Below are 22,264 nucleotides of genomic sequence, written 5' to 3' on the forward strand. Positions count from 1 at the left end.
GCGGCGCTGTTTATCGCCGCGGCGCCGAGATGCCGGTCGGGCTCACCACGGCGTCAGGACCGTGCTGGAGGAACCCGGCGATCCGCTCGATCGCGACGTCGCATGCATGGGCCGCGCACTCCGCGGCCGTCGAGATGCCCTCCCGTCGCACGCCAGGCTGGCCGGACGCGATGCGCCGGACGACGTAGAGGACCACCTCGGGCCACGGCTCCGGCAGCCCCTCCAGGAGCCGGCGCAGCTCCGTCAGGACCTCCACCCGGCTCATGCCCCGACCGCAGCGACGGCCGGCGCCGCCGAGCTGCTGACGGCCTCGCCGGTCGATCCGAACCCCTTCGTCCCCCGCGCCGTGACGGGGAGCTGCTCGACGATGGTCATCTTTGGCGTGATGATCGGGCAGCAGATGAGCTGGGCCAGCCGGTCGCCCGCCCGGACGGTGATGTCGCGCCCGGAGAGGTTGAAACAGGCGACGAGGAGCTCGCCGGTGTAGGCGTTGTCGATGACCCCCTCGGCGGTCAGCAGCCCGAGCCGGGTGGTGCTGGAGCGCCCGACGATCCGAAGCCAGGTCCCCTCCGGCGCCTTCACGCGCACGCCGGTCGGGATGTACGTCGGCCCGGCCAGCCCCGCGGGCACGGTCACGTCGCGCGCCGCCCGGAGGTCGTAGCCGACGTCGCCCTCGAGCGCGGGGGCGGAGATCCCCGCCGCGCCGCTGTCGAGGACCTGGAGGGACCGCCCGAGGTCGCGGTGCGCCGTCCCGGCCTGGTAGCCGGGCCACTTGCCGGAGCGCAGGAGCAGCAAGATCGCGGCGTAGTTCATGAGGTCGATCAGGGTGTCGTCGACGCTCTCGCCCGGGATATCCTTGTTGCTGATCCTGGCGAACTTGTCCTTCATGCGGAGCAGCACGCCTTCCTCGCCGCTCTCCGCGATGTTGCGGTAGCCATAAGATGCGCTCTTCCGCTCGAAGAGGTGCCGAGCGGCCTCCGTCACCCGGCCAAAGTTATCGAACAGCTCTTGACGAACCTGATCCATCACGGCCTCCTGGGGATGAGAACGTCGTTGTGGTCAGCGCCGGTGCCGATCGCGACGACCGGGCAGCCGGAGAGGAATTCGAGCAGCCGCACGAAGTCACGGACCCGTGCGGGCAGATCATCGACGGGCACCTCGCCGCGAGCGCCGCTCACGCTCCAGTCGAGGTATTGGGCGAAGTTCAGGATGATCTTCGTGGCGCCGTTCGCCCGAACGGCATCAACGAAGCCCATGCAGCTGAACGTGCACACGCGACGGAGCCGCCTGGTGACCGTCGTGAGCTCGGCCTGGTAGAGCTTCCGGATCTCCTCGTCGGGCATGCCGGCGAGCCGTCCGACGGTCTCCCAGTCGGTCTCCTCGCAGTCGGGGTAGAACCCGCCCGAGTGACCGAGCACGTGGCCGTCGCGCACGATGTGACCAACCCGGATGGGGTAGGGGCGCACGTTGAGGTAGACGTCACCGAGCAGCCGAGGGCTAATGCCGAGGTCGTCGAGCGCGCGTGCCGTGGTGCAGTTGCGACTCGTGCACTGGGGAAAGTGCGAGCCGTGATCGATCGACAGCGCGTAGCCCTGGGAGACCTCGTGCAGCGTCGCCTCGCCCGTTTCGAGCCTGTCCAGCAGGATGTCTCGGCACTCGAACGAGCTGGCGACGCGATCCGGCCAGAACGCGTCCCTGTGCGCCGCGGCGACGACCTCCGGGTTGCGCATCAGCTTCTCAACCGCCGCGGCGGCCGAGCCCTGCTGCGTCGAGGCGATCACCGTCAGGCCCGCGCTGGCCCGTTCCTGTTCGCGGTGTCGCTCCTGGAGGACGACGGCTCGTTCGTGGACGACGATCCCCGCGTTGGTCCAGCAAGCCTCGGCCTTGAACTGCCGGATGTCGAAGACGCTGGCTCCGGTGAGGAGCACCGTCTTGACGGAGGGCACGACGCACGCTGCTGGAAGGCACTTCAGCACCCGACGCACGCCGTCGCGTTCGACACAATGACCGGCGTTCGGTCCATTGGACGACGATGCGAACGTCACCCCGTACCGCTCAGCGAGCCATGGTGAAAATTTGCCTTTGCCGCTGCTTCCCCACTGGGCGTCGAGCAGGACGTTGACCTTTCCGCCGATCATCCGGGCACCTCCACGCGTCCGTAGACCTCGGGCGCCTTCAGGGGGACGAAGCCGTGCCGCTCGGCGACGGCGAGCATCTCCGGGTCGTCGTCGAGCCAGACGCCGCCCTTGCCGCACCGCAGGGCGAGTTCGAGCTTCACCTCGATGGACGGGCGGACGTCGCCGCGCGGCCGCATCAGCAGGCCTTGCGGCCGTAGGAACGCGAAGTGCAGCTCCAGCCACGCGGCCGTGATGTCGCGCAAGGTGTCCCAGCGTGCCGTGATGACCGTGACGTTGGGACGGGCGCGCCCGGCTCCGAGGATGAGCGACAGGAGGAACAGCCTCGAGCCCGTCACGCATCGGTCCAGCGCCACGAGCTCCGGTGCCATGTACCGCTCGATCTGCTCAGGGGGCACGGCTCCCAGGCAGTGTGGCTCCGGTACCGGCCGCAGATGCCGGCGCACCACGTCGTCGGCGAGCGTGCCGTCGACATCGACGATGAGGAGCGCCCCCGGGCAGGCGAGCGCCCGCTTTGCCGCTGTGAGCGCGTCCATCATACGAGCCCCCGAGCATCCGGCGGGCTGAAGGGCTTGCGCGGCGCCTTGCGCCACAGGGTCGGCCCGATGCCGAGCACCTGATAGATGAGGGCGACCGAGTTTCTGTCCGGAGTCCTGCTCCCGTGAAGCCAGCGGCAGATGACGCTGTGGTCCTTCCCCAATGCACGGGCGAGATCTCGCTGCGTCCACTTCCGCTTCAGCATCAAGAGCCAGAGCTTCCTGGACCCCTCCGAAAAACGTTTACCGAGCTGGATCTTGGTAAGCTGATGCATGCCCCACAGGATATCACTGTCACTTGGTGATGTCAATTGGTGTCAACCTGACACCACCCATGCGGCTGGAGGCATCGCGGTCTCGTCGCAGTTTTGCGCTGGTACTTGCGCGGGTGACACCTGGCAGGCTAAAATCCGGCCCGGAGACACCGAAATGAGCAGGGATGCCCAGCACTTAGCGCTTCCAGTGCCTGCCCCGGGGAGCCTCGCCGAGCGGATCGCAATCATGCTGGAGAAGCGCCAGATGTCGCAGCACGGCCTGGAGGGGGCGGCGCAGCTCTCGCGCGGCTACGTCAGCCGGATCCTCAAGGGCGAGCGGGCCAAGCTGTCCCCGGACATGATGCGCCGGATCGCCGATGCCCTGGAGGTCAGCTTCGAGTGGCTGGCGACCGGGCGGGGCTCGATCGAGGGAGGCGACCTGGCACCAGCTGGTCCCACCCCGTTGTCACACCCTCTGGAAGCAGCGATCGCGTACCATCGGGGGAGGTGGCCTGCCCCGACCATCGCCGCGGCGCGCGCGTTCGCCAAGAGCCCGGAAGCAGCCGATCTGGAGCCGCCCGAGTGGGCCGAAGTGCTCGACCAGATCGACGCCGCTCTGTCCAAGGTGAAACTCACCGGCAAACGTCGTCCGGGATGACGTCTGGCCTCCGAGCCAGCTCGGCCAGGATGCGCACACGGCTCTGGATCAGATGCAAGCTTCCGGCCGCCCAGCGTTCCCCCTTGGCTTCGAGAGCCTCGTAGAGCGGCTCCATTTCGAGCGCAGCAGCATCGAGAGCATCTGCAAAGCTCATCGGTCCGGACCTCCCGGTGAGGCCGAAGGCGAGGAGCTGCGCGGTCGTCGCTTCCTTCAGATCGGCGAGTAGATGGCATTCCCCTGAGCCCGCGACGATCCTTTCTGGAAAATTGCGCTTAGGTTGCTTCCCTTTGGTCACCGCACACCGTCCGTGTGGATGGGGCCCGGTGGAGCGAATGCCTCCCCCAGGCTCGTTTCTTCATATGTGCGCCCATGCGCGACCCCGCGGCGCACGAGCTCCCCACGGCACGTGCGCGCGAGGCATTCCAGTGTCGGATACAAACCTGCCTCGGGCAATTTGTCAATCGATGGAGACGTCAGAATCCTGCCATGTCCTGACACCATGTGGTGCCACAGTTGACAGCACTGGCCGAGCGTGATTACCTGGCCGGTCGGAGGTCAGGATGTCGGCCGCGTTTCTCCTCGTGGATCTATCCGCTCTGTTTTGGCACAGCTGGTTCAGCTCGAAGCACCAGGCGATCGATGCGCCCTTCGAGCTCGTGATCGGGAAGGTTCGGCAGCTCGCGAGCAAGTACTCGCACGTCGCCATCTGCTGCGACGCCGGACGTTCGTTCCGCTATGAGCTCGACCCCGAATACAAGGCGAAGCGGCCCCCAAAGGACGAGGTTGGATCCGCCCAGCTTGTGCGGGTTATTGGCGAGCTGAAATCGATGGGCTTCCAGGTGCTGGAGGCAGCCGGCTTCGAGGGGGACGACCTCATCGCGACGGCTGCGGCCTGGGCCGGCGAGCAAGATCCCCCGATCGAGGTGATCATCGCCGGGCAGGACAAGGACTTGCTTTCCCTGCTCAGCGACCGGGTGTCGCTCCTGCACATCCAGAACGGCGTCGTCGTGCGGCCCGGGAACGTGCGGGTCAAGTTCGGCGTCGATCCCGAGCAGATGCGGGACTACCTCGCCCTGGTCGGCGACACCGCGGACAATATCAAGGGGGTCCCCAAGATCGGCCCGGAGCACGCGAAGCGGCTGCTCGGAGAGTTCGGGTCAGCGGCCGGGCTGCTCAAGGCGCTCGACGAGAAGAACAACGACGGGAGCTGGAAGGTCCGGCCCGATGGGATCCGCGAATCGCTGATCACCAACGTCGGCGTGCTGGACCACGCGCTCAAGCTCGTCACCCTCCGCACCGACGCGCCGATCTGGGAGGCGCTGGAGAAGTTCGAGCTGTTCTCAGTCTCCCGCATCGGGCCCATGTCCGGCGAGGGGAGGCCCGCGAGTGATGGCAAGGCGCAGCAGCCCCCGGCGAGGAGCCTGCCGCCCGCGAAGGCGCCGCCTTCCCCGCCTCCTGCTCAGGTCTCAAAGCCTCGGCCGCCGTCGCGCTTCTCCGCGGCCTCGGTCACCCGAGCCCCGGACCGGAGCAAGCACAGGCTCATCCTCACCGGCCGCAGTGGCGTCGGGAAGACGCACCTCGTCTCCACGATCCCCGGGGTGTTCATCGTGCCGATCGAGGAAGGCCTCAAGGGCGTGTCGCCCGATCATGAGCCGGCACACTTCAAGGAGACCCCGCGCACGATCGGCGAGCTCCACCGGGCGCTCGACGTCTTCGCGGAGCTCAACACCGTCGACTCGGAGGGGAGGAGGCAATTCCCGCACCTCGCGCTCGACTCCCTGTCCGGCATCGAGCGGCTCGTCCACGAAGCCGCGTGCGGCGCAGAGAAGGTTCGCCACATGGAGGCCAAGGACTTCAAGAAGGTGTGGTCTGCCGCCGAGCCGTTCTGGTTCGAGGTCCAGGAGAAGCTCGACGCGATCCGCCGCACTGGCGTTCACATCTGGATCGTCGCGCATTCGGCCGAGACCGTGGACGCGTCCACCACGTCGGGGGAGATCTACCGCCGCTGGGACATCCAGCTCAAGGGGACTGGAACGACCGGCGTTGAGGCCCGGCAGATGTGGCGTACGTGGGCTGACCACGTGTTCTTCCTGGACTGGGCCGTTGAGGTGCAGAAGGGCAGCAAGACCTCGCGCGCGATCGGCCGGTACAAGGGGCGCATCCTCCACACCCGAGAGAGCGCCAGCTACTACGCGAAGACGCGCCTGCGGCTCCCGCCGTCCCTGCCGGCGGCGTGGGAGGACCTCGCGAAGGCCTGGGCGGCTGGCGTCGCCGCGCCCGATACGAAGCTCCGGGCGGAGCTGAACGAGGTTCTCCCGCAGCTCGCCCCCGAGGACCGAGCGGCGATCGAGGCGGAGCTGGAGACGGCGACGGGCAACAAGCTCTCGGCGCTCGTCTCGCGCGCTCAGGGGATGCTGGCGGTTGCACTGGAGGACGCGCCCGTGATCGATGCCGCGGAGTGAGGGGGGACGACATGAGCGAAGACGAGGTGAACTTCGGCGCGGGCAAGTAGGAGGCGACGATGGCGTACGGAATCAACAGGGTCATTCTTGCGGGGAACCTCGGAGCCGATCCGGACCTCCGGCACACGCAGTCCGGGCAAGCCGTGCTGAACCTGCGCATGGCGACGACCGAGCCCTACTTCGACAGGGAGGGCGAGAAGAAGGAACGGACCGATTGGCACTTGGTTACCCTCTGGGGTCGGCGCGGCGAGGCGCTCGCCTCGATCCTTCGGAAGGGCTCGCAGATCCTCGTGGAGGGACGGCTCCAGACGTCGAGCTACGACGATCGCGAGGGTAACAAGCGTTACAAGACGGAGGTGGTCGCCACCAATCTCGTGTTGCTCGACAAGAGGAGCGGCGGCGGGCAGGGGCGCGACGACTACCAGCCGTCGGGCTCACCTGGCCTCGGTTCCACCGACGACATTCCCTTCTGACCATGGGTGCCCCGGCGAACACGGAGGCGGAAGCCACCGCCGACGAGGACTTCTTCACCCCTGACGAGCTCGCGGCGTATCTGCGCATCAGCAGGAAGACCGTGTATGGGCTCATACGGGACGGTGTGATCCCTGGTGTCAAGAGACTCAAGCGCATACTTCGCATCTACCGTCCTGCTGTGTTGGAATGGGCCGCCGCAGACAAGAAGCAGAGGCAGAAGAGGTGATGCGGAATGACAGTACGTCGGCGTAAATGCTCGTGGGTCATCGATATCGTCATCTGGCGGAACGGGAGGCGCAACCGCATCCGGAAGACGGTAGGCAATGTGAGCAAGTCGGAGGCGCTCGCCCTGGAGCGGCAGGAGCGCAACCGGCTCGAGGTGTCGCTGAAGCTCGGCGTGACCGTCCCGAAGTTCGAGGAGTTCGCCAAGGAGTTCGTGGAGACCTACGCGGTCACGAACCTGACAGATCCCCTCATTTTATACGGCAAATTCGTCGATTCCCGCGCCGCTGGCCCACCGCTTCCACCGGGCACCAATGTGGGGCAATCGTTTACATGGACCCACGAAACTCAGGTGTTTCGGGTGAGCCGACGACGAACACGTGAGAATCTGCAGTCGCTGGCCGGAATAGTATCAGTATGAGGCAATCGGCGGGCGTCGACGCGTGCACGGAAGGCAAGGCGACGGGGAACTTGACGACGACGCGCTCGGAGGAGCGGTCGCATTCGATGAGGGCTCGCAGGCAACTCGAGCGCGTAGGGCTCAGCGCGAGTAGCATCGAGCGGTTCCTTCACACCGCTGTGAAAGTCGACCTGCACGTCAAGACCGTGCTGTCCTTGTCGCTGGCAACCCTGGGCGTTCTGCACTCCGTCTCCCTTTGCATTCACGTGATCGGGCGAGGGATGGCGTGGGCAAGAGACGGTAGCCCCAAGCACGCGACCAAACAAGTTGATCGCCTGTTGAGTAACAACAATGTGTCCCCATGGCTTCTGTTCGACGCTTGGGTTCGCTTCGTGGTGGGGCCGCGAGAGGAGATGCTGGTCGCTCTCGACTGGACGGAATTTGATGTCGATGACCACGCCACGCTGGCGTTGTACTTGATCACTCGTCACGGGCGAGCAACGCCGCTTATTTGGAAGACGGTCAAGAAGTCGTCGTTGGCTGGCAAGCGCAACGCCTATGAAGACGAGGTGATTGAGCGGCTGCACGAGATCCTTCCGAAAGCAACTCGAGTAACGCTCCTCGCGGACCGGGGCTTCGGCGACCAGGAGCGGTACGCACATCTCGCCAATCTGGGCTGGGACTACATCATTCGGTTCCGCGAGTGCATCATCGTCACCGATGCTTATGACACCGCGCGTCCTGCAGGCGAGTGGCTCGCATCTACCGGACGGGCAAAGATGCTGAAGAACGTCCGGGTCACGCAGGACAAGACGGCCATCGCGGCGGTCGTGCTCGTTCACGACAAGCGGATGAAGGAGCCCTGGTGCCTCGCAACCAGCCGTGCCGACCTGACGGCGAGCCAGGTGGTCAAGCTCTACGGCCGTCGCTTCTGCATCGAGGAGACGTTCCGCGACGTCAAGAACGTTCATTTTGGCATGGGTCTCTCCGCCACACATATTGGCGACACTGCCCGACGCGACCGACTCCTGCTTATAGCTGCCTTTGCGCACGTGCTCCTGACGCTCCTTGGGGAGGCAGGAGAACGGGCCGGCCTCGATCGACTCCTGAAGACCAATACCGTGAAACATCGAACCTTGTCGCTCTATAACCAGGGGTGCTACTGGTACACGGCCATTCCCAACATGCGGGAAGAGCGGCTTGTTCAACTCATGACAGCGTATGGCGAGGTGCTCCGTGAGCACGCCGTGACCCGTGAAATTCTTGGGACTATATGAGGGGATGCATCAGGTCACGAACAACAAGCCCTCGGAGGTCGAGACCAAGAAGACGATCATCTACAAGCACCTGGTCCCCTTCTTCGGCGAGTTCCGTCTCGACGCCATCGGGCCGCAGCAGTTCGAGAAGTTCAAGGCGAAGCAGGTCTCGGCGGGGCTAGCTCCGAAGACGATCAATAACCAGCTCACGGTCCTGCACCGGGTTTTCACCGTCGCGAAGGAGTGGGGGCGGCTCGCGACGGTCCCCTCGATGCGCTGGCTCCCGACCCCGCTGCCCGAGTTCGACTTCCTGACGTTCGACGAGGCTGCGCGGCTCCTCGATGCGGCCGAGAAGGAGTGGCGACCCATGCTCCTGCTCGCCCTTCGGACCGGGCTGCGTCACGGCGAGCTGCTCGCGCTCCGCTGGGACGACGTGGATCTGGTGACCGGGCGGCTCAACGTGCGCCGGGCGGTTGCGCGGGGCATCGTGGGCACGCCGAAGAGCGGGAAGGGGAGGGAGCTGCCGCTGTCCCCGGAGACCGTCGCGGTGCTCAAGGAGCTGCCCTCCAGGTTCGCGGGAGGCCTCGTCTTCCCGGGCCGCGGGGGGCACATGCTCACCCGTGGCGAGTGCAGGCGTCCGCTCTGGCGTGCGTGCCATCGGGCGGGGCTGCGCCGGATCGGCTGGCACGTGCTCCGACACACGTTCGCCAGCCATCTCGCGATGAAGGGGGTTGCCATCAAGGCGATCCAGGAGCTGCTCGGCCACAGCAGCATGGAAATGACGCTTCGTTACAGTCACCTTTCACCGGACATCCGGCGTGACGCCGTGACGCTGCTCGACACGCCGGTGGCGATGATCAAGGAACGCATGGTGTCGTGAGGCTGACGAGGGGGGAGCTCGTGTGGGCGGTAGCGGAGCTCAAGCGGACCGTCGATGACGTCCTCGCCGCCTTCGGGGCCGTGCTCGCCGTCCAGCGGATCGCGCGCTGGCAGAGGGAGCTCGACGCGAGGCCGCCTGTAGACCTGGAGGCGGAGAGGGAAGCGCTCGTGGCCTGCCTCGTGGCGAACGAGCTCGATCCCCTCCTGCAGCCCGAGGACTTCGGCGAGCCGCTGCATCGGGCGATCGCCGCTGCCCTGGGAACCGGCGTCGTGGCCGACGAGCTGGTGCACGGCGAGGTGATCGGCTACCTGCGCGGCCTGCTGCGCGACCACGACCCCGAGGGGGACGCGACGAGAGCGGTCCTGCGGGTGGCTGCACTGGCCCGGCAGAGGCGCGCTCTCCTCGCCGTCGAGCGAGCGCGACGGGAGCTGGCGTCGCCCGAGGGGAGTCACAGGGACGCGGCGGATGCGCTGCGGAGCGCCCTTGCTCACCTGGCCGGCGGAGCCACCGAGTCCGGCGCCGAGCTCCGTGTGCGCAGGGGAGCCTATACGTTCCGGAGGCGCGCAATATGACGTGTCTGCCAGATATATGACACGACTGTCATAATATTTCCGGAGGCGCCTCCGCGGCTTCGCAAGCGTCTCTCGAAAACACGGTTGGTGTCGATACATGACACCGTTGTCATAATCATCGATCCTTGAAATCGGCTTCGGTGACGTGGCCTGCCCGCCGACGGTGCTCATGAAGACTTGGCACGTCGAGTGAAAGTTTTAGGGCAGGAGGACGACGATGGACGTGGAGATGCTGAGCAGGAAAGAGCGCCGGGCTTACGACTTCGTGGTGAAGAGCGGCGCTGTCACGCGGGCTCGCCTGAAGAGCGTTGGCATTGAGGTGCGGTTTGCAAACAGCCTCGTCGCGTGCGGCCTGCTGGCGTGGGACGGCAAGTCCTATCGCGATGCCGAGAAGAAGGCTCCCGAGGCCAAGGAGGAGGTCACGGAGGCCACGGGCGGCTGCCTCTGCGGCTGCGGTGCCGAGCTCGCCGCGAAGCGGCGGTTCGCGCAGGGGCACGACGCGAAGCTGTACTCGAGCGTGCTGAAGGTCGCCCGCGGGCAGGCTGCCAAGAGCACGCTTCCCGCGACGAGCGCAACGGTCGCGTATCTCCGGGGCGCGCCCTGGATGACCGCCGAGATCCGCAAGGCGATCGGCCTCTGACGACTTCTGTCGCCACCTAGCCCCGGTGTCCCGCGGAGCGCGCGGGCCCGGGGCTCAAGGCGTCAGAGACACTGGCACGTCGCATGAAGGTTTCAGGACAGGAGGACGACATGGACAAGATGATTCTCACCGGGCCGCAGCAGGCTGTTTATGAGTTCGTCGCCAAGCACGGAGCCGTCGAGATGGTGCAGCTCAAGAGCCGTGGGCTCGACGTGCGAGCCGCGAACAACCTGGTCAAGAACGGCGTGCTGACGCTGACGAACAATGTCTACCGGATCAAGGCGAGGAAGAAGGTTGCGCAGGAGGAGGCCCCGCAGAGCGCCGTCACCGAAGTCGCGCCGCTCTCCCAGCCGTCTGAGGTCACGCCGGCCGCGCAGGAGCCCGAGATCGCGCCGGCCGTCGAGGCCGCGAACGACACCGAGAAGGCGCCCGAGGAGCCCGCCGAGGGCAGCGAGGCCCAGGCAGGCGAGGGGACCCCGGAGACGGCTGCCGAGAGCCACGAGACGGCCTCCGAGGGGCACACGGAGGGCAGCGAGGCCGAGGGCGGCAAGAAGGCGAAGAAGGCCAAGGCGGCGAAGGCGCCCAAGGCCAAGAGGGCCAAGGAGACGATGACCACGGCGACGGGCATCTGCCTCTGCGGCTGCGGCGCCGAGCTCGGCCCGAAGCGCCGGTTCGCCCTGGGTCACGACGCGAAGCTCCACTCGATCGTGCTGAAGGTCGCCCGCGGGCAGGCGGGCAGGGGCGCGCTCCCCGAAGCCTGCTTCGACAAGTCGAGCGCGACGGTGGAGTACCTCCGCGGCGCTCCCTGGATGACCGACGAGATCCGCGAGGCGATCGGCATCTGACGGCCTCCGGCGCCAGCTGAACCTCGGTGTCCCGCGGAAAGCGCGGGCCCGGGGATAGCGGCGTCGGAGGTTTTTAATGCGAACAGCATTCGGTCAAGCACTCACGAGCGCGCGTATCGCAGCAGGTCGCTCCCAGGAGATTCCCGCGCGCCGCCGTTGCATCGAGCTTGCGCGAAGCCTCGACGGCCTCGGCGTGACGAGCAACCAGGACGGCTATCTGGACCTGATCGCCGCGGGGGAGGGACGCCAGCGGGCGCTGGAAATGGGCGCCATGTCCGGTTGCGCTCTCGTCGTTCGAGGGATGTGGAGGCGCCTCGGTGTACATCACCCGATCCTGCGCGCGCCCTACCGCACCGGGCGAGCGGTGGCGGATCTCGTCGAGATCGCTGCGGCATCGCAGGCGCTCGTTCATGTCCGCGAGCGTTTGCCGACCCTGCATGAAGGCGATGTGGTGATCGTGGGTGGTGGTCCGGAGTACGGCGGTCCCGAGCACGTCTGGACGGCGCTCGACGTGACAGCCCAAGGCTACCCCGACGAAACGACGGCGCTCATCTGTGGGCTCGACGGAGGGCAGCGCGACGAGCACGGGAGGCAGGCAATCCGTATCGTGCAGCACGAGATATCGGGCGTTCCGCCGAGGGACGGCGCGCGCCGTGTTCGATGCGTGATCGACTTTGGCCTGGTGTGGTGCCGGTGGGGCCAAGAAGCTACTTGAAGGGAGGAGCTATGGCGGGCAACAACGGAAAATCTGATGATCGGGCTCATCGGGCGGCGATCGACGACGAGATCACGATGGAGGTCATCCACACGTACACCCGCAAGGAGGCCATCGAGGACGGCGTGCTCATCGACGTCTCCAAGATGGCACGAGAGCTCGGCGTGAGGATCCCCGTCGCCGTGACGAGCTCCGTCTGGGAGCGCTACGTGAAGCTGACGCCGGCCGCGATCCGGGCAGCCGGCAGCGAGGACGGGCGCCTCTGGGACATTCTGTGGATGTTCCGGTGCTTCGCCCTCCGAGCGATGGAGGCAAGCGAGCTCCGTTTCCAGCTCCGCGTGATCACCGAGTCCATCAGGCCTTCCCTCGTGGAGCTCAAGGCCATCTGCGGGCCCGGCGACGACGGCGAACCGGTCATCACCATCATGCTCCCTGACGAGGACTGACGCACTCGCCGTCTCCACTGCTTCGCAGAAAGCTGCGCAGCAGATTGGCGTGAGTTGTGCCTCCCTGAACACGCCTGTTACAAGGCACCAAATGAAGTGCAGCCCGCGGCGATTGCCGTCGCCCGGGCTGCGTGGCCGAACCCCGCGCAAACGAGGTCCGACAAATGATCCTTGTATCTCGAGGTCCCACGAGGGGCCAAGGAATCGATCCGTCCATCGCTCGCCCCTGGTCGCCCGCTGATCCAGACTGCTCCAAGGCGCCCGCCGGCCCGGCTGAACGCGGGAGGGCGGGGTGAGCAAGCCGCGGAGGGGGGCCAAGCGCCCGCCCGCCGCGCAACATCCCCCGGCCTTCCCGAGCATCGAGGCGATCATCGCCGAGCACGGGCTCATCGTCGCGACGCTCATCGCGAGCGGTGTGCCGCGGCGCGACCGCGCCGACGTGGCGCAGCAGGTGCTCCTTGGCGCCTGGCGGTCGGTGCAGCGCGGCATGTACCGGCCGGATCCGAGCCTGGATCCGCGCGTGGCGCTCCGCATCTGGCTCCGCGGCGTCGCTTGGCGGAACGCGTCGCACTACGTCCTGAGCGCGTACGTGCGCCATGCCGTCATCCACCCGGAGCCGCTCGGGTTACGCCGCGACATACTGGGGCCGAGCCTCGAAGCGCAGGTCCTGGCCCGCGACATGCTGGAGGTGCTGGTCGACCTGAAGGCGTGGCAGCGCGAGATCCTGCTCGCCTTGGATGACCCGGAATCGCTCGTCCAGTACGCCAAGCGGCGCGGGATGAACCCCAGCACGGCAGCGTCCCGGCTCCGCATCGCCCGCAAGGCGCTGGCCCTGCGGCTCAGGAGGTGGCGCCGATGAAGGCCCGCGCCATGAAGCGGCGGCATCGCCTCCGGCTGCCCGGGCCGGCCATCACGGGCGAGGTGTCCCGCGAGGACGTGCACGCCTACCTCCGGGCGACCGGCTGGCTCGACGGGAGCCCGCACTGGCTCACGCGCGGCTCGGAGTCCGTGCCGCTGCCGTCGCGTGGGGACTACCGGCTGGAGGAGCTCGTCGCCCTCGTCGCCAGGGCGGAGCACCGCTCGCCTGGCGAGACGTTGCGGGCCATCGAGGCGCGGGCGCTCGGCCTGAGCCCCACCGACCGGGCTCCCCACGTGCTGCGCCTCGCCGAGGAGGACCTGTCCAGCATCGCCGACGAGACCGGCGTGCTCGACGGGCTCCCCGGGGTGCGGCCGTGGGACCCGCAGGCGCTGTGGCGCGCCGTGCTCGACCTCGGCGTCCGCGCTGCCCCGAAGCGCCAGCGCAAGCCGCGCGACTGGGAGCGCTTCCAGCAGGCGCTCGGCGCGTTGAAGGTGCTCGACGTGCTCGATCGCGCCTACGTACGGCGCTGGTAGCTGCCTCCTCGTCGGCGAGCGACCGCGAACAGGTGAGCGAGATCGCCCGTAGCGTCGGGCTGCCCATCGAGACCGCGCTCTCGGATGCGTCTTGGACGGAATCGCCTCGCTGCTGTGCTCAAACGGTGGCGGCGCGCGTGCACGTAACGATCGAACGATCTGACGAGGGCGCTCAACGACGCCCATCGGCAATATCGCCTGCTGTGCTGCACTCCAAGCTAGGACGAACGTCGGGGTCGCTTCTTGCCTTATCCCATGGGCGTCGGCTTTCCCGGCGCATCGTTCTGGATAAACTCGGCTTGGACCTTTGCTGATTCTTCTGCCGCAACGTCGATTGCTGAATTCTGAAGCTCGCCACCGACCTTCATCTTATTTAGATCGACAAATTTATGAGCAAGAAGAGCCAGGAAGTCATTGCCCGCTTTGGTCGTCCGAATGCGTTGGTGTCGAGCCCCGGAAACATTCTCGACCTCCATTAGTCCAAAATGGACGAGATTTGCGGCCACTCGATAAAACAGAAATGATTCTACGGGTTTAGCGTCGATACTGTTTCGGACGCCTACGGAGAGCCTGCTTCCATAGTAATGAAATAAAGAAAGTAAGTCCAGGCGCCGCAGGTCACTGCTTACTTCTTCGGGCATATCGACGTTGGTAGAAGAAAGCGTAGTCCAAAGTTGTTCAAACGTGAGTCCGCCGAAGCGTGATGTCTCGCCGGCCTGTTTCTCTGCTGTTTGGACTCTGGATCGCAGATCGCTGTTCTCCTTGCTGAGTCTAGCAACTTCTGCGCTAATGGACTCTATATTAGCAATTTCGGTTCCACTTATCCATCCAGGAAAGTTTCTTTCTCTCAGTAGGCGTGCCAGTGTTCGATGGAAGGCAATTTGAATGTCCTTATGATCGTGAAAAAACATGCACATTTTGCTCAGGACGGTGCTCTTGAACGCATCAAACTTATCTCGGTTCTCGAGTTCCAGTACATTGGCGCCGTCCCTCTTCACCTTCGCTGCCAGGGCATCGTCGTGCATTACGACTGCAAAAGTCGCCTTGCCGCTACTTAGAGAGTGCTCGTATTCGAGTTGTGTGTAACTCTTGCCGCTGTTTTTCTCGATTGATCCATAGCGACCACCAAGAATCAGCATGAATATGTCTGATTCGTCGATCCAGCGATAGATTGTCTCGAGCTGTGATTCGTCTCCCGCAGTAAAGAGCTCCATGCCTGCAGGAATGTGTCCAGCCGTAAGTATGGCCTCCACCGCGGCCTGGCGCTCCGCGATCAGATCCTGATATGTGGAGGACACGAAAATTTGAAGTTTCTTTGCCATCAGCGAATCCTGGGACCGATTGTTATATCATTCTGCATTCCCGCCGTTTGTACTTCTAGCCGTATCAGCAGGTTGTGTATAGCTCAACGCGCGCGATCGGAGACATCTCTCTGGTCCTCGTTGCCGCTCCAGCTACTTCGATAGCTACTCCAGTCTGCGAGACCAGCGGAGATATCGTCCCGTGTCAAGAGGGGCGTGCTGCTCCCGCAGGGGGATGGCGCCCGGCCGGCCGTGCTGCCCGGCGAGCGGCTCCTGGGGCGTTCCGCTGTGGGTGTACTACGTGGAGGGTCAAGCCTGCCGCAGGCATCGTAGACGAGCTCCAGCACGAAGCCGGGCGCGACGGACAGCAAGAGGACAGCGACGGGCTCACCGACAGCGGCGGCCGCGATGGCGGCGGGGTCGTCGGGATCGACGGTACCAGCGTGCCGGTCGCGTAGCGTCGGAGGGGGGCAGGTTTCCGCCACAGACCCGCTGGCTCGCGTCGCCCACCGGGAACGTGCGCCGTCCCCCCCCACGGAGAGGTTGAGTTGCGCCTGATGCATCCCCTCATATAGTCCCAAGAATTTCACGGGTCACGGCGTGCTCACGGAGCACCTCGCCATACGCTGTCATGAGTTGAACAAGCCGCTCTTCCCGCATGTTGGGAATGGCCGTGTACCAGTAGCACCCCTGGTTATAGAGCGACAAGGTTCGATGTTTCACGGTATTGGTCTTCAGGAGTCGATCGAGGCCGGCCCGTTCTCCTGCCTCCCCAAGGAGCGTCAGGAGCACGTGCGCAAAGGCAGCTATAAGCAGGAGTCGGTCGCGTCGGGCAGTGTCGCCAATATGTGTGGCGGAGAGACCCATGCCAAAATGAACGTTCTTGACGTCGCGGAACGTCTCCTCGATGCAGAAGCGACGGCCGTAGAGCTTGACCACCTGGCTCGCCGTCAGGTCGGCACGGCTGGTTGCGAGGCACCAGGGCTCCTTCATCCGCTTGTCGTGAACGAGCACGACCGCCGCGATGGCCGTCTTGTCCTGCGTGACCCGGACGTTCTTCAGCATCTTTGCCCGTCCGGTAGATGCGAGCCACTCGCCTGCAGGACGCGCGGTGTCATAAGCATCGGTGACGATGATGCACTCGCGGAACCGAATGATGTAGTCCCAGCCCAGATTGGCGAGATGTGCGTACCGCTCCTGGTCGCCGAAGCCCCGGTCCGCGAGGAGCGTTACTCGAGTTGCTTTCGGAAGGATCTCGTGCAGCCGCTCAATCACCTCGTCTTCATAGGCGTTGCGCTTGCCAGCCAACGACGACTTCTTGACCGTCTTCCAAATAAGCGGCGTTGCTCGCCCGTGACGAGTGATCAAGTACAACGCCAGCGTGGCGTGGTCATCGACATCAAATTCCGTCCAGTCGAGAGCGACCAGCATCTCCTCTCGCGGCCCCACCACGAAGCGAACCCAAGCGTCGAACAGAAGCCATGGGGACACATTGTTGTTACTCAACAGGCGATCAACTTGTTTGGTCGCGTGCTTGGGGCTACCGTCTCTTGCCCACGCCATCCCTCGCCCGATCACGTGAATGCAAAGGGAGACGGAGTGCAGAACGCCCAGGGTTGCCAGCGACAAGGACAGCACGGTCTTGACGTGCAGGTCGACTTTCACAGCGGTGTGAAGGAACCGCTCGATGCTACTCGCGCTGAGCCCTACGCGCTCGAGTTGCCTGCGAGCCCTCATCGAATGCGACCGCTCCTCCGAGCGCGTCGTCGTCAAGTTCCCCGTCGCCTTGCCTTCCGTGCACGCGTCGACGCCCGCCGATTGCCTCATACTGATACTATTCCGGCCAGCGACTGCAGATTCTCACGTGTTCGTCGTCGGCTCACCCGAAACACCTGAGTTTCGTGGGTCCATGTAAACGATTGCCCCACATTGGTGCCCGGTGGAAGCGGTGGGCCAGCGGCGCGGGAATCGACGAATTTGCCGTATAAAATGAGGGGATCTGTCAGGAGTTGCGCGCCCCTCGTGGACCTGCTCTGACCGGTGGGTGGCCGGACTGTTGTTATTGGTTTACATCGCGAGGCCGTGTGCTCGCATAGCCGACATTCGAAGGTTGTGGTATCCGTGGCAGACTGGTGTCACTTGGCACAAACTCAACCACTGGTGTTAGCAACATCTCGATGAGTGGTACTGATAGAGGAGAGCCGATGCACTTTCGAATTTTCCAAGCCAGAGCAGCCACCGAATGTATGCCGTTGAGCCAGTGAGCAACGTCTTCGAGTGTGTAGCAGATACATGGTGGGTCGAAGTGCTGCAGATGGTTGCGCAGGTCTTTAAGGATATAGAATTCCTTCAGCTCGTCCTCGGCGCCTAGGTGCTTCGAAGTGATTTTGTAGATCCAGGCAATTTTGTCGCTCAGTCGGCGACCAAACCGTGGACCAAGCTTGTTTTTATTGAATGTCCATCCGGGCAGCGGAGAGTATCGCGCCTTGTAGTATATCTGATGGAGAGTCATGTCGATCAGCGATACGCATTCGCATATGTATGATCTTAGGTTTTGGAACCATGAGAGCTGATCATAGCTGTGGCTCTCGCTGACGACAATCGAGTGGAGCTCCAGAATGCGCTTCTGGGACATGATCTGTAGAGAGTTAAGTGCGTGGCCTTCGCGATCTAGATGTGGCACATATGGGAACGATGAACCAAGATTCGTTGGAATCCGGAAAACTACGGATTTGCCGTCGCTTCCGGGAAGATGAACTCTAGCTTTGATGTGAATAGAAGAGTCCAGCCAGTTGCAGCGGGGATCAAAGATGTCTAATGCATTGAAATCAAATGTGCCTGTCTCAAGGAGGCTTTCGATGATGTTGATGTCGATGGGTTTTGACTTGCGTGAATGGTTGTCAAAGTGCCATGCTGCTGGCTGACGAGGCTGTTTTAGCCACTGGCGTCGCGATAGGCTGGCGTTAAAATACTGGTTCATTAGCGCGACTGCAAGTTCGTGAACGACTCGCCGATGCGGTTTCGGTGAAATATAGCGCAGGAAGCTGTGTGACTTCTCTGAATTGAATCGGATAGTTATGGCATCGTCGGTCATGATTTGGCTCCGATATATTAGCTGCGAACCGGTAACCGCCGAGAAGTCCGCGTGAGCAGATCTCCCACAGGCGCAAGGCGCAGGAGGATACCGCGGCCATGCGCCACTTCGAGCAAGCGCTCGCAGGTACCTCTCTGGTCCTCGCCGCCCGTCCAGCTACTCCCATCGCCGTGCCCCTCCGCGAGGCCAGCGGAGATGCCGTCCCGTGTCAAGAGGAGCTGCCTCCGGTAGTGTGCCTTCCGCAGGAGCAGGTGCTGACGTCTGGGTCGTGTGGCGGGTACGCGGGCAGATAACTTCGCCATGCGGTTCGGCTGCTCAGGGAGCCAGTATCAGAACGCGAACTTCTATAGCCCCATCCGTTGTCGACCGTTTGCCTTCGAGGTCGCCTGCGAGGCCCTGGGGGTTCGGAATAAAGTTGTTGGGGTCATATACTATGCACCAAAGCGTGTCGCACTCTGGGTGGCGGCGATAGTGCTCGATATCGATAATGAGTTCATTTCCAACTTTACGGCCGTGGGTGTGATCGCGAATTAGCTTTAGCTCAAGGACGAGCTTGTAGGCGGGTAGCAGGAAATCCATGCGGGTGCTTGAGCCTGCATAGCTCGGAGTGAACTCTTCTGGTCGAATGTCGGCGACCCAGGGACGAAGAAGGGCGTGGAGGAGATCCTGAATATCGTATTCGGATTGGAATGAGAGAGAGGCTGCGCCCTTGCGTCGGTGAGTGAGCGGGTGCATCGCTCTCGGTAGGCCGCGAACGAGAGTTAGGATAAGTTCATGGACTGACGTTGGTTTTCGGGGCTCCGCGGGATCGTTTTTCTTGTTTGCCGATTCCGAAACGATGGGGGGAGCCAGCTCCCCAGCAGGCAGAACTCGGCCTCCGCGATAGTACCGGAAGCCGTGCTCCTCCAGTACTTTTACGAGGCGCTGGCGTTTTCTCGACCAAGATTCGAATTCAGTCGTCGACTCGTCTGGGCCGAGGTCCATGAATTCTTCAATGACGTTGCCTAATACCGCTAGGCTATCGACGTTCGGGTCATTCCCTGCCTGAAGTAGCCAGGTTTTCCACTTCGCACTGTGAGAAAGAGCAGGCGGCGGGCCCGGCGCGCCGGCCGCTAGGAATAGAGCGTCCAGAGTTGCGTGAGACCCCACCAAGACCTCTCCAACCACTGAGCAAACTGCTACGGGAAGGCGTATATTAGCCATCGCTCTCCGAGTACTTTGCGAGGTGGACGTTGGACACGCTCTGCTTGGCACAGGCGCTCCGAGGTATCTCTCCGGTCCTCGCCGCTGTCCCAGCTACCCCCATTGCCACCTCGATCTGTAAGGCGAGCGGAGATACCGTCCCGTGTCAAGACGGGGCATGCTCTGCCTGCGGCAGGCAGGGGGCCGCAGCCAGGGCAGAGGCGGCCGGCCGGGCAGGGGGGGGGCTCACCTGCACCTACATCCGCGCCGTCGCGTTCGCTGGATCGGCCACTGGCGGGGTCCGGGCGTCGCAGACTCGGACCCGAGCTTGGCCCCGCCGGCCTGGTGTCAGCCGCTCGCCCGTCGTGGAGCCTCGTGGAGCCTTGTACCCTCTCGTCCCCCGCTGCGCCCGCTCCCGGTGGTCCCGCCCACATCCGGCGGCGCGGCAAACCACCCCCGCCGAACTTTGTCAGGTCACACGCAGGTCACACAAAAGCAAGAAGACACGGCTCTCACCGTGTCTTCTGAGTGGAGGCGCCGGGAATCGAACCCGGATCTGAACCGATGACCAGCATGCGCGAGAGATACGGCAGACGCCGCGTCGGACGCGTCGGAGCGGTGTCAGAGGCCATCGAGGGCTCGATTCCTCCCGTGCCCTCTCGTGCCCTCTCGTGGCGTCTCGTGCCCTGACGTCGGGGCACACGGAGGTCACACGGCGTGCTGAACCCGGCGGGCTGCCTGTAACCCGGGCCAGAGTCACCGGTCGATCCGCTGCGGACGTAGCGAGCCAGCGGGTAGACGAGATGCCGCCGAACTCGCTGCTGCGCGCCTCGATCACTCACGCGGCCGGTCGCGGTCGCGCTCCGGCTCCCATGTGCAAGGACCGCATGGACGTAAGGTAGTCCAAGTCACCTGTTGACGCCGCCTCTCCGCTGGGAGATCTCGGTGCGCTCATGCGGACCGGGAGGAAGACATGGAAGGTGGGTTGAACGCGAAGGTGGGCGCACTCGTGCTATGCGGCGGGGTCGTCGCGGTGCTCGCGCCGGCGTGCGACCTGTCCTACACCTGCGACACGGTGGTGTCGGGAGGCGAGGATTATGAGATTCCCACGGAATCCGTAGGGGCGGGAGATTTCCCGAACAACGGCGAAGAAGATGGAGGTGGAGGCGAGGAAGTGGCGAGCGTACAGCTTGAGATGGCGGGGTCCTGCTCGCCAAGCAAGGACTGCTACGATTTCTTCGCAGATTGCCAGGACATTGGCGGCAAGTGCACCGTCGGATACCCTGGGTGCGACAAATATGGCCGCACGCCATGCAGGACTTGTCTGGCTGCCTGCCTCGTCGACAAGCCATATCCGCCAGCGTGTAACTGCTATTCGTGTGGTTTTCGATGATGACCAAGGCGATTCGGGATATGATCTATGTTGCCATAGGAGGAGTTGCTGGCTCCGAGCTCGTGAAAGTGGTATCTCCGGTCGTGGTTGAGGAAGACGATCTGCTCCTCGGTCCGTCGAGCGCGGATCCGAAGCGTCATCGTGTCCTGCGCGCTCGGTACTGGGGAGCACAGCCGTCTGCGGAGCTCGACGAAGAGCTCGCTCGTTCTGGCGGCGTTCCCCTCTGCGTGGTGCTTCCGCCGACCCTCGGCGGGCTGTTGAGCTTCTGCCGAATCTGCGCTTCTCTCGCTGCGAGAGGCCGGCGAGTGTTCGCCATGACTCTCCGGCCGGATGCGGCAGGATCAGCGCCGCAGGGGCTCGATCCGGCGGAAGAGTCCACCATCGATGTCTCCGAAGCCCTGCGACGGAAGCCGTCCGCGATTCGATGCTCGGACATCGAGACGGCGCTCGCGGCTACACTCTGGAAGCTATGGTGTCGCCGCTCGCCTGTTGCCCTGTCCAGTTTCTGCGCCTCCGGTGGCACGCTCCACGCATTGCTCGCAAGCCTCGGGCGCTACCACGCTGGCCACTTTCCTAGGCAAACTGGCCAAGGGTTGCTGCTGTCGCGTTTTGATGAGCTGCTTTTGAGGCAACTCTCTAGCGAATGGATCACGGCTGCCAAGATGTTCGCCAGCGGGATGAAGGCCAGGTCTGGTCTGCACGCCTGGCTTTCGCATATCGGTGATCTCTACGTGTCCAGGCGTCTCTTGGAGTGGGCCCGCCATGCTCACGGAAGCATCGTCGAGTGTCAGGAGCACCCGGAGAAACCGTCTGAATTGAGCAGATGGTCATTCCGATGGCGTCCGGGGGGCGAGGCGATCCTTGATGCGCTGCCGAGCCTGCGTGACGCGCCGCCGGTGGCCATCGGAGGTGCCATGGCGTACGATCCCGATCGCGGCTGGGTATGTCGCGTTGGCGCGGGGGGCACACCTTTTCTGAGTCGACTCGCTACAGCATCGACGGGCGCCCAGCGGGTTTAATACGAGCCCTGCCAGGTAAACCCCGATCGTCGCAGCGAGTCGCCCCGGCGTTCACCGGCGCCTCGCCGGCCGAGGATGGCCGGATCGCCGGGCTGCGCCTCGGCCAGCGCCGCCGTACCGAAAAGCGCCGGGTGGCCGGCTCTTGGGGCGGCGCCGAGGAAGGCTCTGCTGGCTGGTCCTCCCCCGTGTCAGGCTTGGGCTGTCGGTGATCATCGCGTCCCGCGTCCGATCGGTGAAGACCGCGGCCGCGTGATCGCCAGCGTTCACCGTTCACCGCCCGCACCACCTGCGCCGATCTGGGCCCCGCTCGCCTCCGCAGCGTAGACGTTGGGCCCGCCGAAAAGTCGAAGGCCCGAGGGCTGCCACCCTCGGGCCTTCTGGAGCTCCG

General features: G+C 64.3%; 26 protein-coding genes. 16 read left to right on the top strand and 10 right to left on the bottom strand.

Annotated elements, in window-relative coordinates:
* Positions 1–10: 10 nt before the first annotated feature.
* The 5 genes from WMF31_RS00755 to WMF31_RS00775 are packed head-to-tail and all read right to left on the bottom strand — an operon-like array spanning position 11 to position 2,946.
* Entirely contained in the window at positions 11–265 is a 255-nt protein-coding gene (locus tag WMF31_RS00755) for a hypothetical protein (protein WP_436600111.1), read from the bottom strand.
* A complete protein-coding gene (locus tag WMF31_RS00760) occupies positions 262–1,026 on the bottom strand; it encodes a dUTP diphosphatase (protein WP_436600112.1) in 765 nt (254 codons plus the stop codon). The genes WMF31_RS00755 and WMF31_RS00760 overlap by 4 nt, the downstream gene beginning before the upstream one ends.
* Positions 1,026–2,138: an adenylosuccinate synthetase gene (locus WMF31_RS00765; protein ID WP_436600113.1), complete on the bottom strand. Its 1,113-nt coding sequence runs from the start codon at positions 2,136–2,138 to the stop codon at positions 1,026–1,028. The genes WMF31_RS00760 and WMF31_RS00765 overlap by 1 nt, the downstream gene beginning before the upstream one ends.
* A complete protein-coding gene (locus tag WMF31_RS00770; RefSeq protein ID WP_436600114.1) occupies positions 2,135–2,674 on the bottom strand; it encodes a hypothetical protein in 540 nt (179 codons plus the stop codon). Before WMF31_RS00770 ends, WMF31_RS00765 begins: the two co-directional genes overlap by 4 nt.
* Positions 2,671–2,946 (bottom strand): helix-turn-helix domain-containing protein, encoded by a 276-nt coding sequence (locus WMF31_RS00775; protein WP_436600115.1) that lies wholly within the window; start codon positions 2,944–2,946, stop codon positions 2,671–2,673. The genes WMF31_RS00770 and WMF31_RS00775 overlap by 4 nt, the downstream gene beginning before the upstream one ends.
* A gap of 154 nt (positions 2,947–3,100) precedes the next feature.
* Between WMF31_RS00775 and WMF31_RS00780 the strand changes: the two genes are divergently transcribed.
* Positions 3,101–3,583: a helix-turn-helix domain-containing protein gene (locus WMF31_RS00780; RefSeq protein ID WP_436600116.1), complete on the top strand. Its 483-nt coding sequence runs from the start codon at positions 3,101–3,103 to the stop codon at positions 3,581–3,583.
* On the opposite strand, the gene WMF31_RS00785 is transcribed toward WMF31_RS00780, so the two are convergent.
* Positions 3,558–3,878 carry a hypothetical protein gene (locus tag WMF31_RS00785; RefSeq protein WP_436600117.1) on the bottom strand — a complete coding sequence of 107 codons (321 nt, stop codon included), beginning with the start codon at positions 3,876–3,878 and terminating at the stop codon, positions 3,558–3,560. The two genes, WMF31_RS00780 and WMF31_RS00785, sit on opposite strands and share 26 nt — an antisense overlap.
* Before the next feature lie 265 nt (positions 3,879–4,143).
* Here WMF31_RS00785 and WMF31_RS00790 point away from each other — a divergent pair, with 265 nt between their 5' ends.
* From WMF31_RS00790 to WMF31_RS00850, 13 genes are all read left to right on the top strand, one after another.
* Complete coding sequence (locus tag WMF31_RS00790; protein ID WP_436600118.1) at positions 4,144–6,045, top strand: 5'-3' exonuclease H3TH domain-containing protein; 1,902 nt, start codon at positions 4,144–4,146, stop codon at positions 6,043–6,045.
* Positions 6,046–6,104: 59 nt separating this feature from the next.
* Complete coding sequence (locus WMF31_RS00795; RefSeq protein ID WP_436600119.1) at positions 6,105–6,518, top strand: single-stranded DNA-binding protein; 414 nt, start codon at positions 6,105–6,107, stop codon at positions 6,516–6,518.
* Positions 6,519–6,520: 2 nt separating this feature from the next.
* Positions 6,521–6,745 (top strand): helix-turn-helix domain-containing protein, encoded by a 225-nt coding sequence (locus WMF31_RS00800; RefSeq protein WP_436600120.1) that lies wholly within the window; start codon positions 6,521–6,523, stop codon positions 6,743–6,745.
* Positions 6,746–6,844: 99 nt separating this feature from the next.
* Positions 6,845–7,162, top strand: a complete 318-nt coding sequence (locus WMF31_RS00805; protein WP_436600121.1) for a hypothetical protein — start codon at positions 6,845–6,847, stop codon at positions 7,160–7,162.
* A gap of 86 nt (positions 7,163–7,248) precedes the next feature.
* Complete coding sequence (locus WMF31_RS00810; RefSeq protein ID WP_436606500.1) at positions 7,249–8,418, top strand: IS4 family transposase; 1,170 nt, start codon at positions 7,249–7,251, stop codon at positions 8,416–8,418.
* A gap of 4 nt (positions 8,419–8,422) precedes the next feature.
* Complete coding sequence (locus WMF31_RS00815; protein ID WP_436600122.1) at positions 8,423–9,277, top strand: tyrosine-type recombinase/integrase; 855 nt, start codon at positions 8,423–8,425, stop codon at positions 9,275–9,277.
* The gene (locus tag WMF31_RS00820) at positions 9,274–9,849 is read left to right on the top strand and encodes a hypothetical protein (protein ID WP_436600123.1); all 576 of its coding nucleotides are present in this window, start codon (positions 9,274–9,276) and stop codon (positions 9,847–9,849) included. The genes WMF31_RS00815 and WMF31_RS00820 overlap by 4 nt, the downstream gene beginning before the upstream one ends.
* A 217-nt stretch (positions 9,850–10,066) precedes the next feature.
* Positions 10,067–10,489, top strand: coding sequence for a hypothetical protein (locus WMF31_RS00825; RefSeq protein WP_436600124.1), 423 nt, complete (start codon positions 10,067–10,069; stop codon positions 10,487–10,489).
* 110 nt (positions 10,490–10,599) lie between these two features.
* Positions 10,600–11,334 (top strand): hypothetical protein, encoded by a 735-nt coding sequence (locus tag WMF31_RS00830; RefSeq protein ID WP_436600125.1) that lies wholly within the window; start codon positions 10,600–10,602, stop codon positions 11,332–11,334.
* A gap of 76 nt (positions 11,335–11,410) precedes the next feature.
* Complete coding sequence (locus WMF31_RS00835; protein ID WP_436600126.1) at positions 11,411–12,049, top strand: hypothetical protein; 639 nt, start codon at positions 11,411–11,413, stop codon at positions 12,047–12,049.
* Between the two features lie 11 nt (positions 12,050–12,060).
* Entirely contained in the window at positions 12,061–12,495 is a 435-nt protein-coding gene (locus WMF31_RS00840; protein WP_436600127.1) for a DUF6573 family protein, read from the top strand.
* Positions 12,496–12,787: 292 nt separating this feature from the next.
* Positions 12,788–13,354: a sigma-70 family RNA polymerase sigma factor gene (locus tag WMF31_RS00845; protein WP_436600128.1), complete on the top strand. Its 567-nt coding sequence runs from the start codon at positions 12,788–12,790 to the stop codon at positions 13,352–13,354.
* Positions 13,351–13,887, top strand: coding sequence for a hypothetical protein (locus WMF31_RS00850; protein WP_436600129.1), 537 nt, complete (start codon positions 13,351–13,353; stop codon positions 13,885–13,887). Before WMF31_RS00845 ends, WMF31_RS00850 begins: the two co-directional genes overlap by 4 nt.
* Before the next feature lie 248 nt (positions 13,888–14,135).
* Here WMF31_RS00850 and WMF31_RS00855 read toward each other — a convergent pair whose 3' ends face one another.
* From WMF31_RS00855 to WMF31_RS00870, 4 genes are all read right to left on the bottom strand, one after another.
* Positions 14,136–15,209 (bottom strand): DUF4062 domain-containing protein, encoded by a 1,074-nt coding sequence (locus WMF31_RS00855; RefSeq protein WP_436600130.1) that lies wholly within the window; start codon positions 15,207–15,209, stop codon positions 14,136–14,138.
* Between the two features lie 546 nt (positions 15,210–15,755).
* Positions 15,756–16,925 carry an IS4 family transposase gene (locus WMF31_RS00860; RefSeq protein ID WP_436606500.1) on the bottom strand — a complete coding sequence of 390 codons (1,170 nt, stop codon included), beginning with the start codon at positions 16,923–16,925 and terminating at the stop codon, positions 15,756–15,758.
* A gap of 322 nt (positions 16,926–17,247) precedes the next feature.
* Positions 17,248–18,282 (bottom strand): hypothetical protein, encoded by a 1,035-nt coding sequence (locus WMF31_RS00865; protein ID WP_436600131.1) that lies wholly within the window; start codon positions 18,280–18,282, stop codon positions 17,248–17,250.
* A 315-nt stretch (positions 18,283–18,597) separates the two neighbouring features.
* The gene (locus tag WMF31_RS00870) at positions 18,598–19,431 is read right to left on the bottom strand and encodes a transposase (RefSeq protein ID WP_436600132.1); all 834 of its coding nucleotides are present in this window, start codon (positions 19,429–19,431) and stop codon (positions 18,598–18,600) included.
* 1,006 nt (positions 19,432–20,437) lie between these two features.
* Here WMF31_RS00870 and WMF31_RS00875 point away from each other — a divergent pair.
* On the top strand, positions 20,438–20,857 hold the full coding sequence (locus tag WMF31_RS00875; protein ID WP_436600133.1) for a hypothetical protein: 420 nt from the start codon (positions 20,438–20,440) through the stop codon (positions 20,855–20,857).
* Positions 20,842–21,876 (top strand): hypothetical protein, encoded by a 1,035-nt coding sequence (locus WMF31_RS00880; protein WP_436600134.1) that lies wholly within the window; start codon positions 20,842–20,844, stop codon positions 21,874–21,876. Before WMF31_RS00875 ends, WMF31_RS00880 begins: the two co-directional genes overlap by 16 nt.
* Positions 21,877–22,264: the final 388 nt, after the last annotated feature.

Origin of the sequence: Sorangium sp. So ce1036 (assembly GCF_051369805.1) — a bacterium.
GTDB classification, from domain to species: Bacteria; Myxococcota_A; Polyangia; order Polyangiales; family Polyangiaceae; genus Sorangium; species Sorangium cellulosum_F.

Excerpts from the sequence above, each read along its gene's own strand:
- WMF31_RS00755 (WP_436600111.1), bottom strand. The coding sequence starts at position 265 with ATGAGCCGGGTGGAGGTCCTGACGGAGCTGCGCCGGCTCCTGGAGGGG.
- WMF31_RS00760 (WP_436600112.1), bottom strand. The coding sequence starts at position 1,026 with ATGGATCAGGTTCGTCAAGAGCTGTTCGATAACTTTGGCCGGGTGACG.
- WMF31_RS00765 (WP_436600113.1), bottom strand. The coding sequence starts at position 2,138 with ATGATCGGCGGAAAGGTCAACGTCCTGCTCGACGCCCAGTGGGGAAGC.
- WMF31_RS00770 (WP_436600114.1), bottom strand. The coding sequence starts at position 2,674 with ATGATGGACGCGCTCACAGCGGCAAAGCGGGCGCTCGCCTGCCCGGGG.
- WMF31_RS00775 (WP_436600115.1), bottom strand. The coding sequence starts at position 2,946 with ATGCATCAGCTTACCAAGATCCAGCTCGGTAAACGTTTTTCGGAGGGG.
- WMF31_RS00780 (WP_436600116.1), top strand. The coding sequence starts at position 3,101 with ATGAGCAGGGATGCCCAGCACTTAGCGCTTCCAGTGCCTGCCCCGGGG.
- WMF31_RS00790 (WP_436600118.1), top strand. The coding sequence starts at position 4,144 with ATGTCGGCCGCGTTTCTCCTCGTGGATCTATCCGCTCTGTTTTGGCAC.
- WMF31_RS00795 (WP_436600119.1), top strand. The coding sequence starts at position 6,105 with ATGGCGTACGGAATCAACAGGGTCATTCTTGCGGGGAACCTCGGAGCC.
- WMF31_RS00800 (WP_436600120.1), top strand. The coding sequence starts at position 6,521 with ATGGGTGCCCCGGCGAACACGGAGGCGGAAGCCACCGCCGACGAGGAC.
- WMF31_RS00810 (WP_436606500.1), top strand. The coding sequence starts at position 7,249 with ATGAGGGCTCGCAGGCAACTCGAGCGCGTAGGGCTCAGCGCGAGTAGC.
- WMF31_RS00815 (WP_436600122.1), top strand. The coding sequence starts at position 8,423 with ATGCATCAGGTCACGAACAACAAGCCCTCGGAGGTCGAGACCAAGAAG.
- WMF31_RS00825 (WP_436600124.1), top strand. The coding sequence starts at position 10,067 with ATGGACGTGGAGATGCTGAGCAGGAAAGAGCGCCGGGCTTACGACTTC.
- WMF31_RS00830 (WP_436600125.1), top strand. The coding sequence starts at position 10,600 with ATGGACAAGATGATTCTCACCGGGCCGCAGCAGGCTGTTTATGAGTTC.
- WMF31_RS00835 (WP_436600126.1), top strand. The coding sequence starts at position 11,411 with ATGCGAACAGCATTCGGTCAAGCACTCACGAGCGCGCGTATCGCAGCA.
- WMF31_RS00840 (WP_436600127.1), top strand. The coding sequence starts at position 12,061 with ATGGCGGGCAACAACGGAAAATCTGATGATCGGGCTCATCGGGCGGCG.
- WMF31_RS00850 (WP_436600129.1), top strand. The coding sequence starts at position 13,351 with ATGAAGGCCCGCGCCATGAAGCGGCGGCATCGCCTCCGGCTGCCCGGG.
- WMF31_RS00855 (WP_436600130.1), bottom strand. The coding sequence starts at position 15,209 with ATGGCAAAGAAACTTCAAATTTTCGTGTCCTCCACATATCAGGATCTG.
- WMF31_RS00860 (WP_436606500.1), bottom strand. The coding sequence starts at position 16,925 with ATGAGGGCTCGCAGGCAACTCGAGCGCGTAGGGCTCAGCGCGAGTAGC.
- WMF31_RS00865 (WP_436600131.1), bottom strand. The coding sequence starts at position 18,282 with ATGACCGACGATGCCATAACTATCCGATTCAATTCAGAGAAGTCACAC.
- WMF31_RS00875 (WP_436600133.1), top strand. The coding sequence starts at position 20,438 with ATGGAAGGTGGGTTGAACGCGAAGGTGGGCGCACTCGTGCTATGCGGC.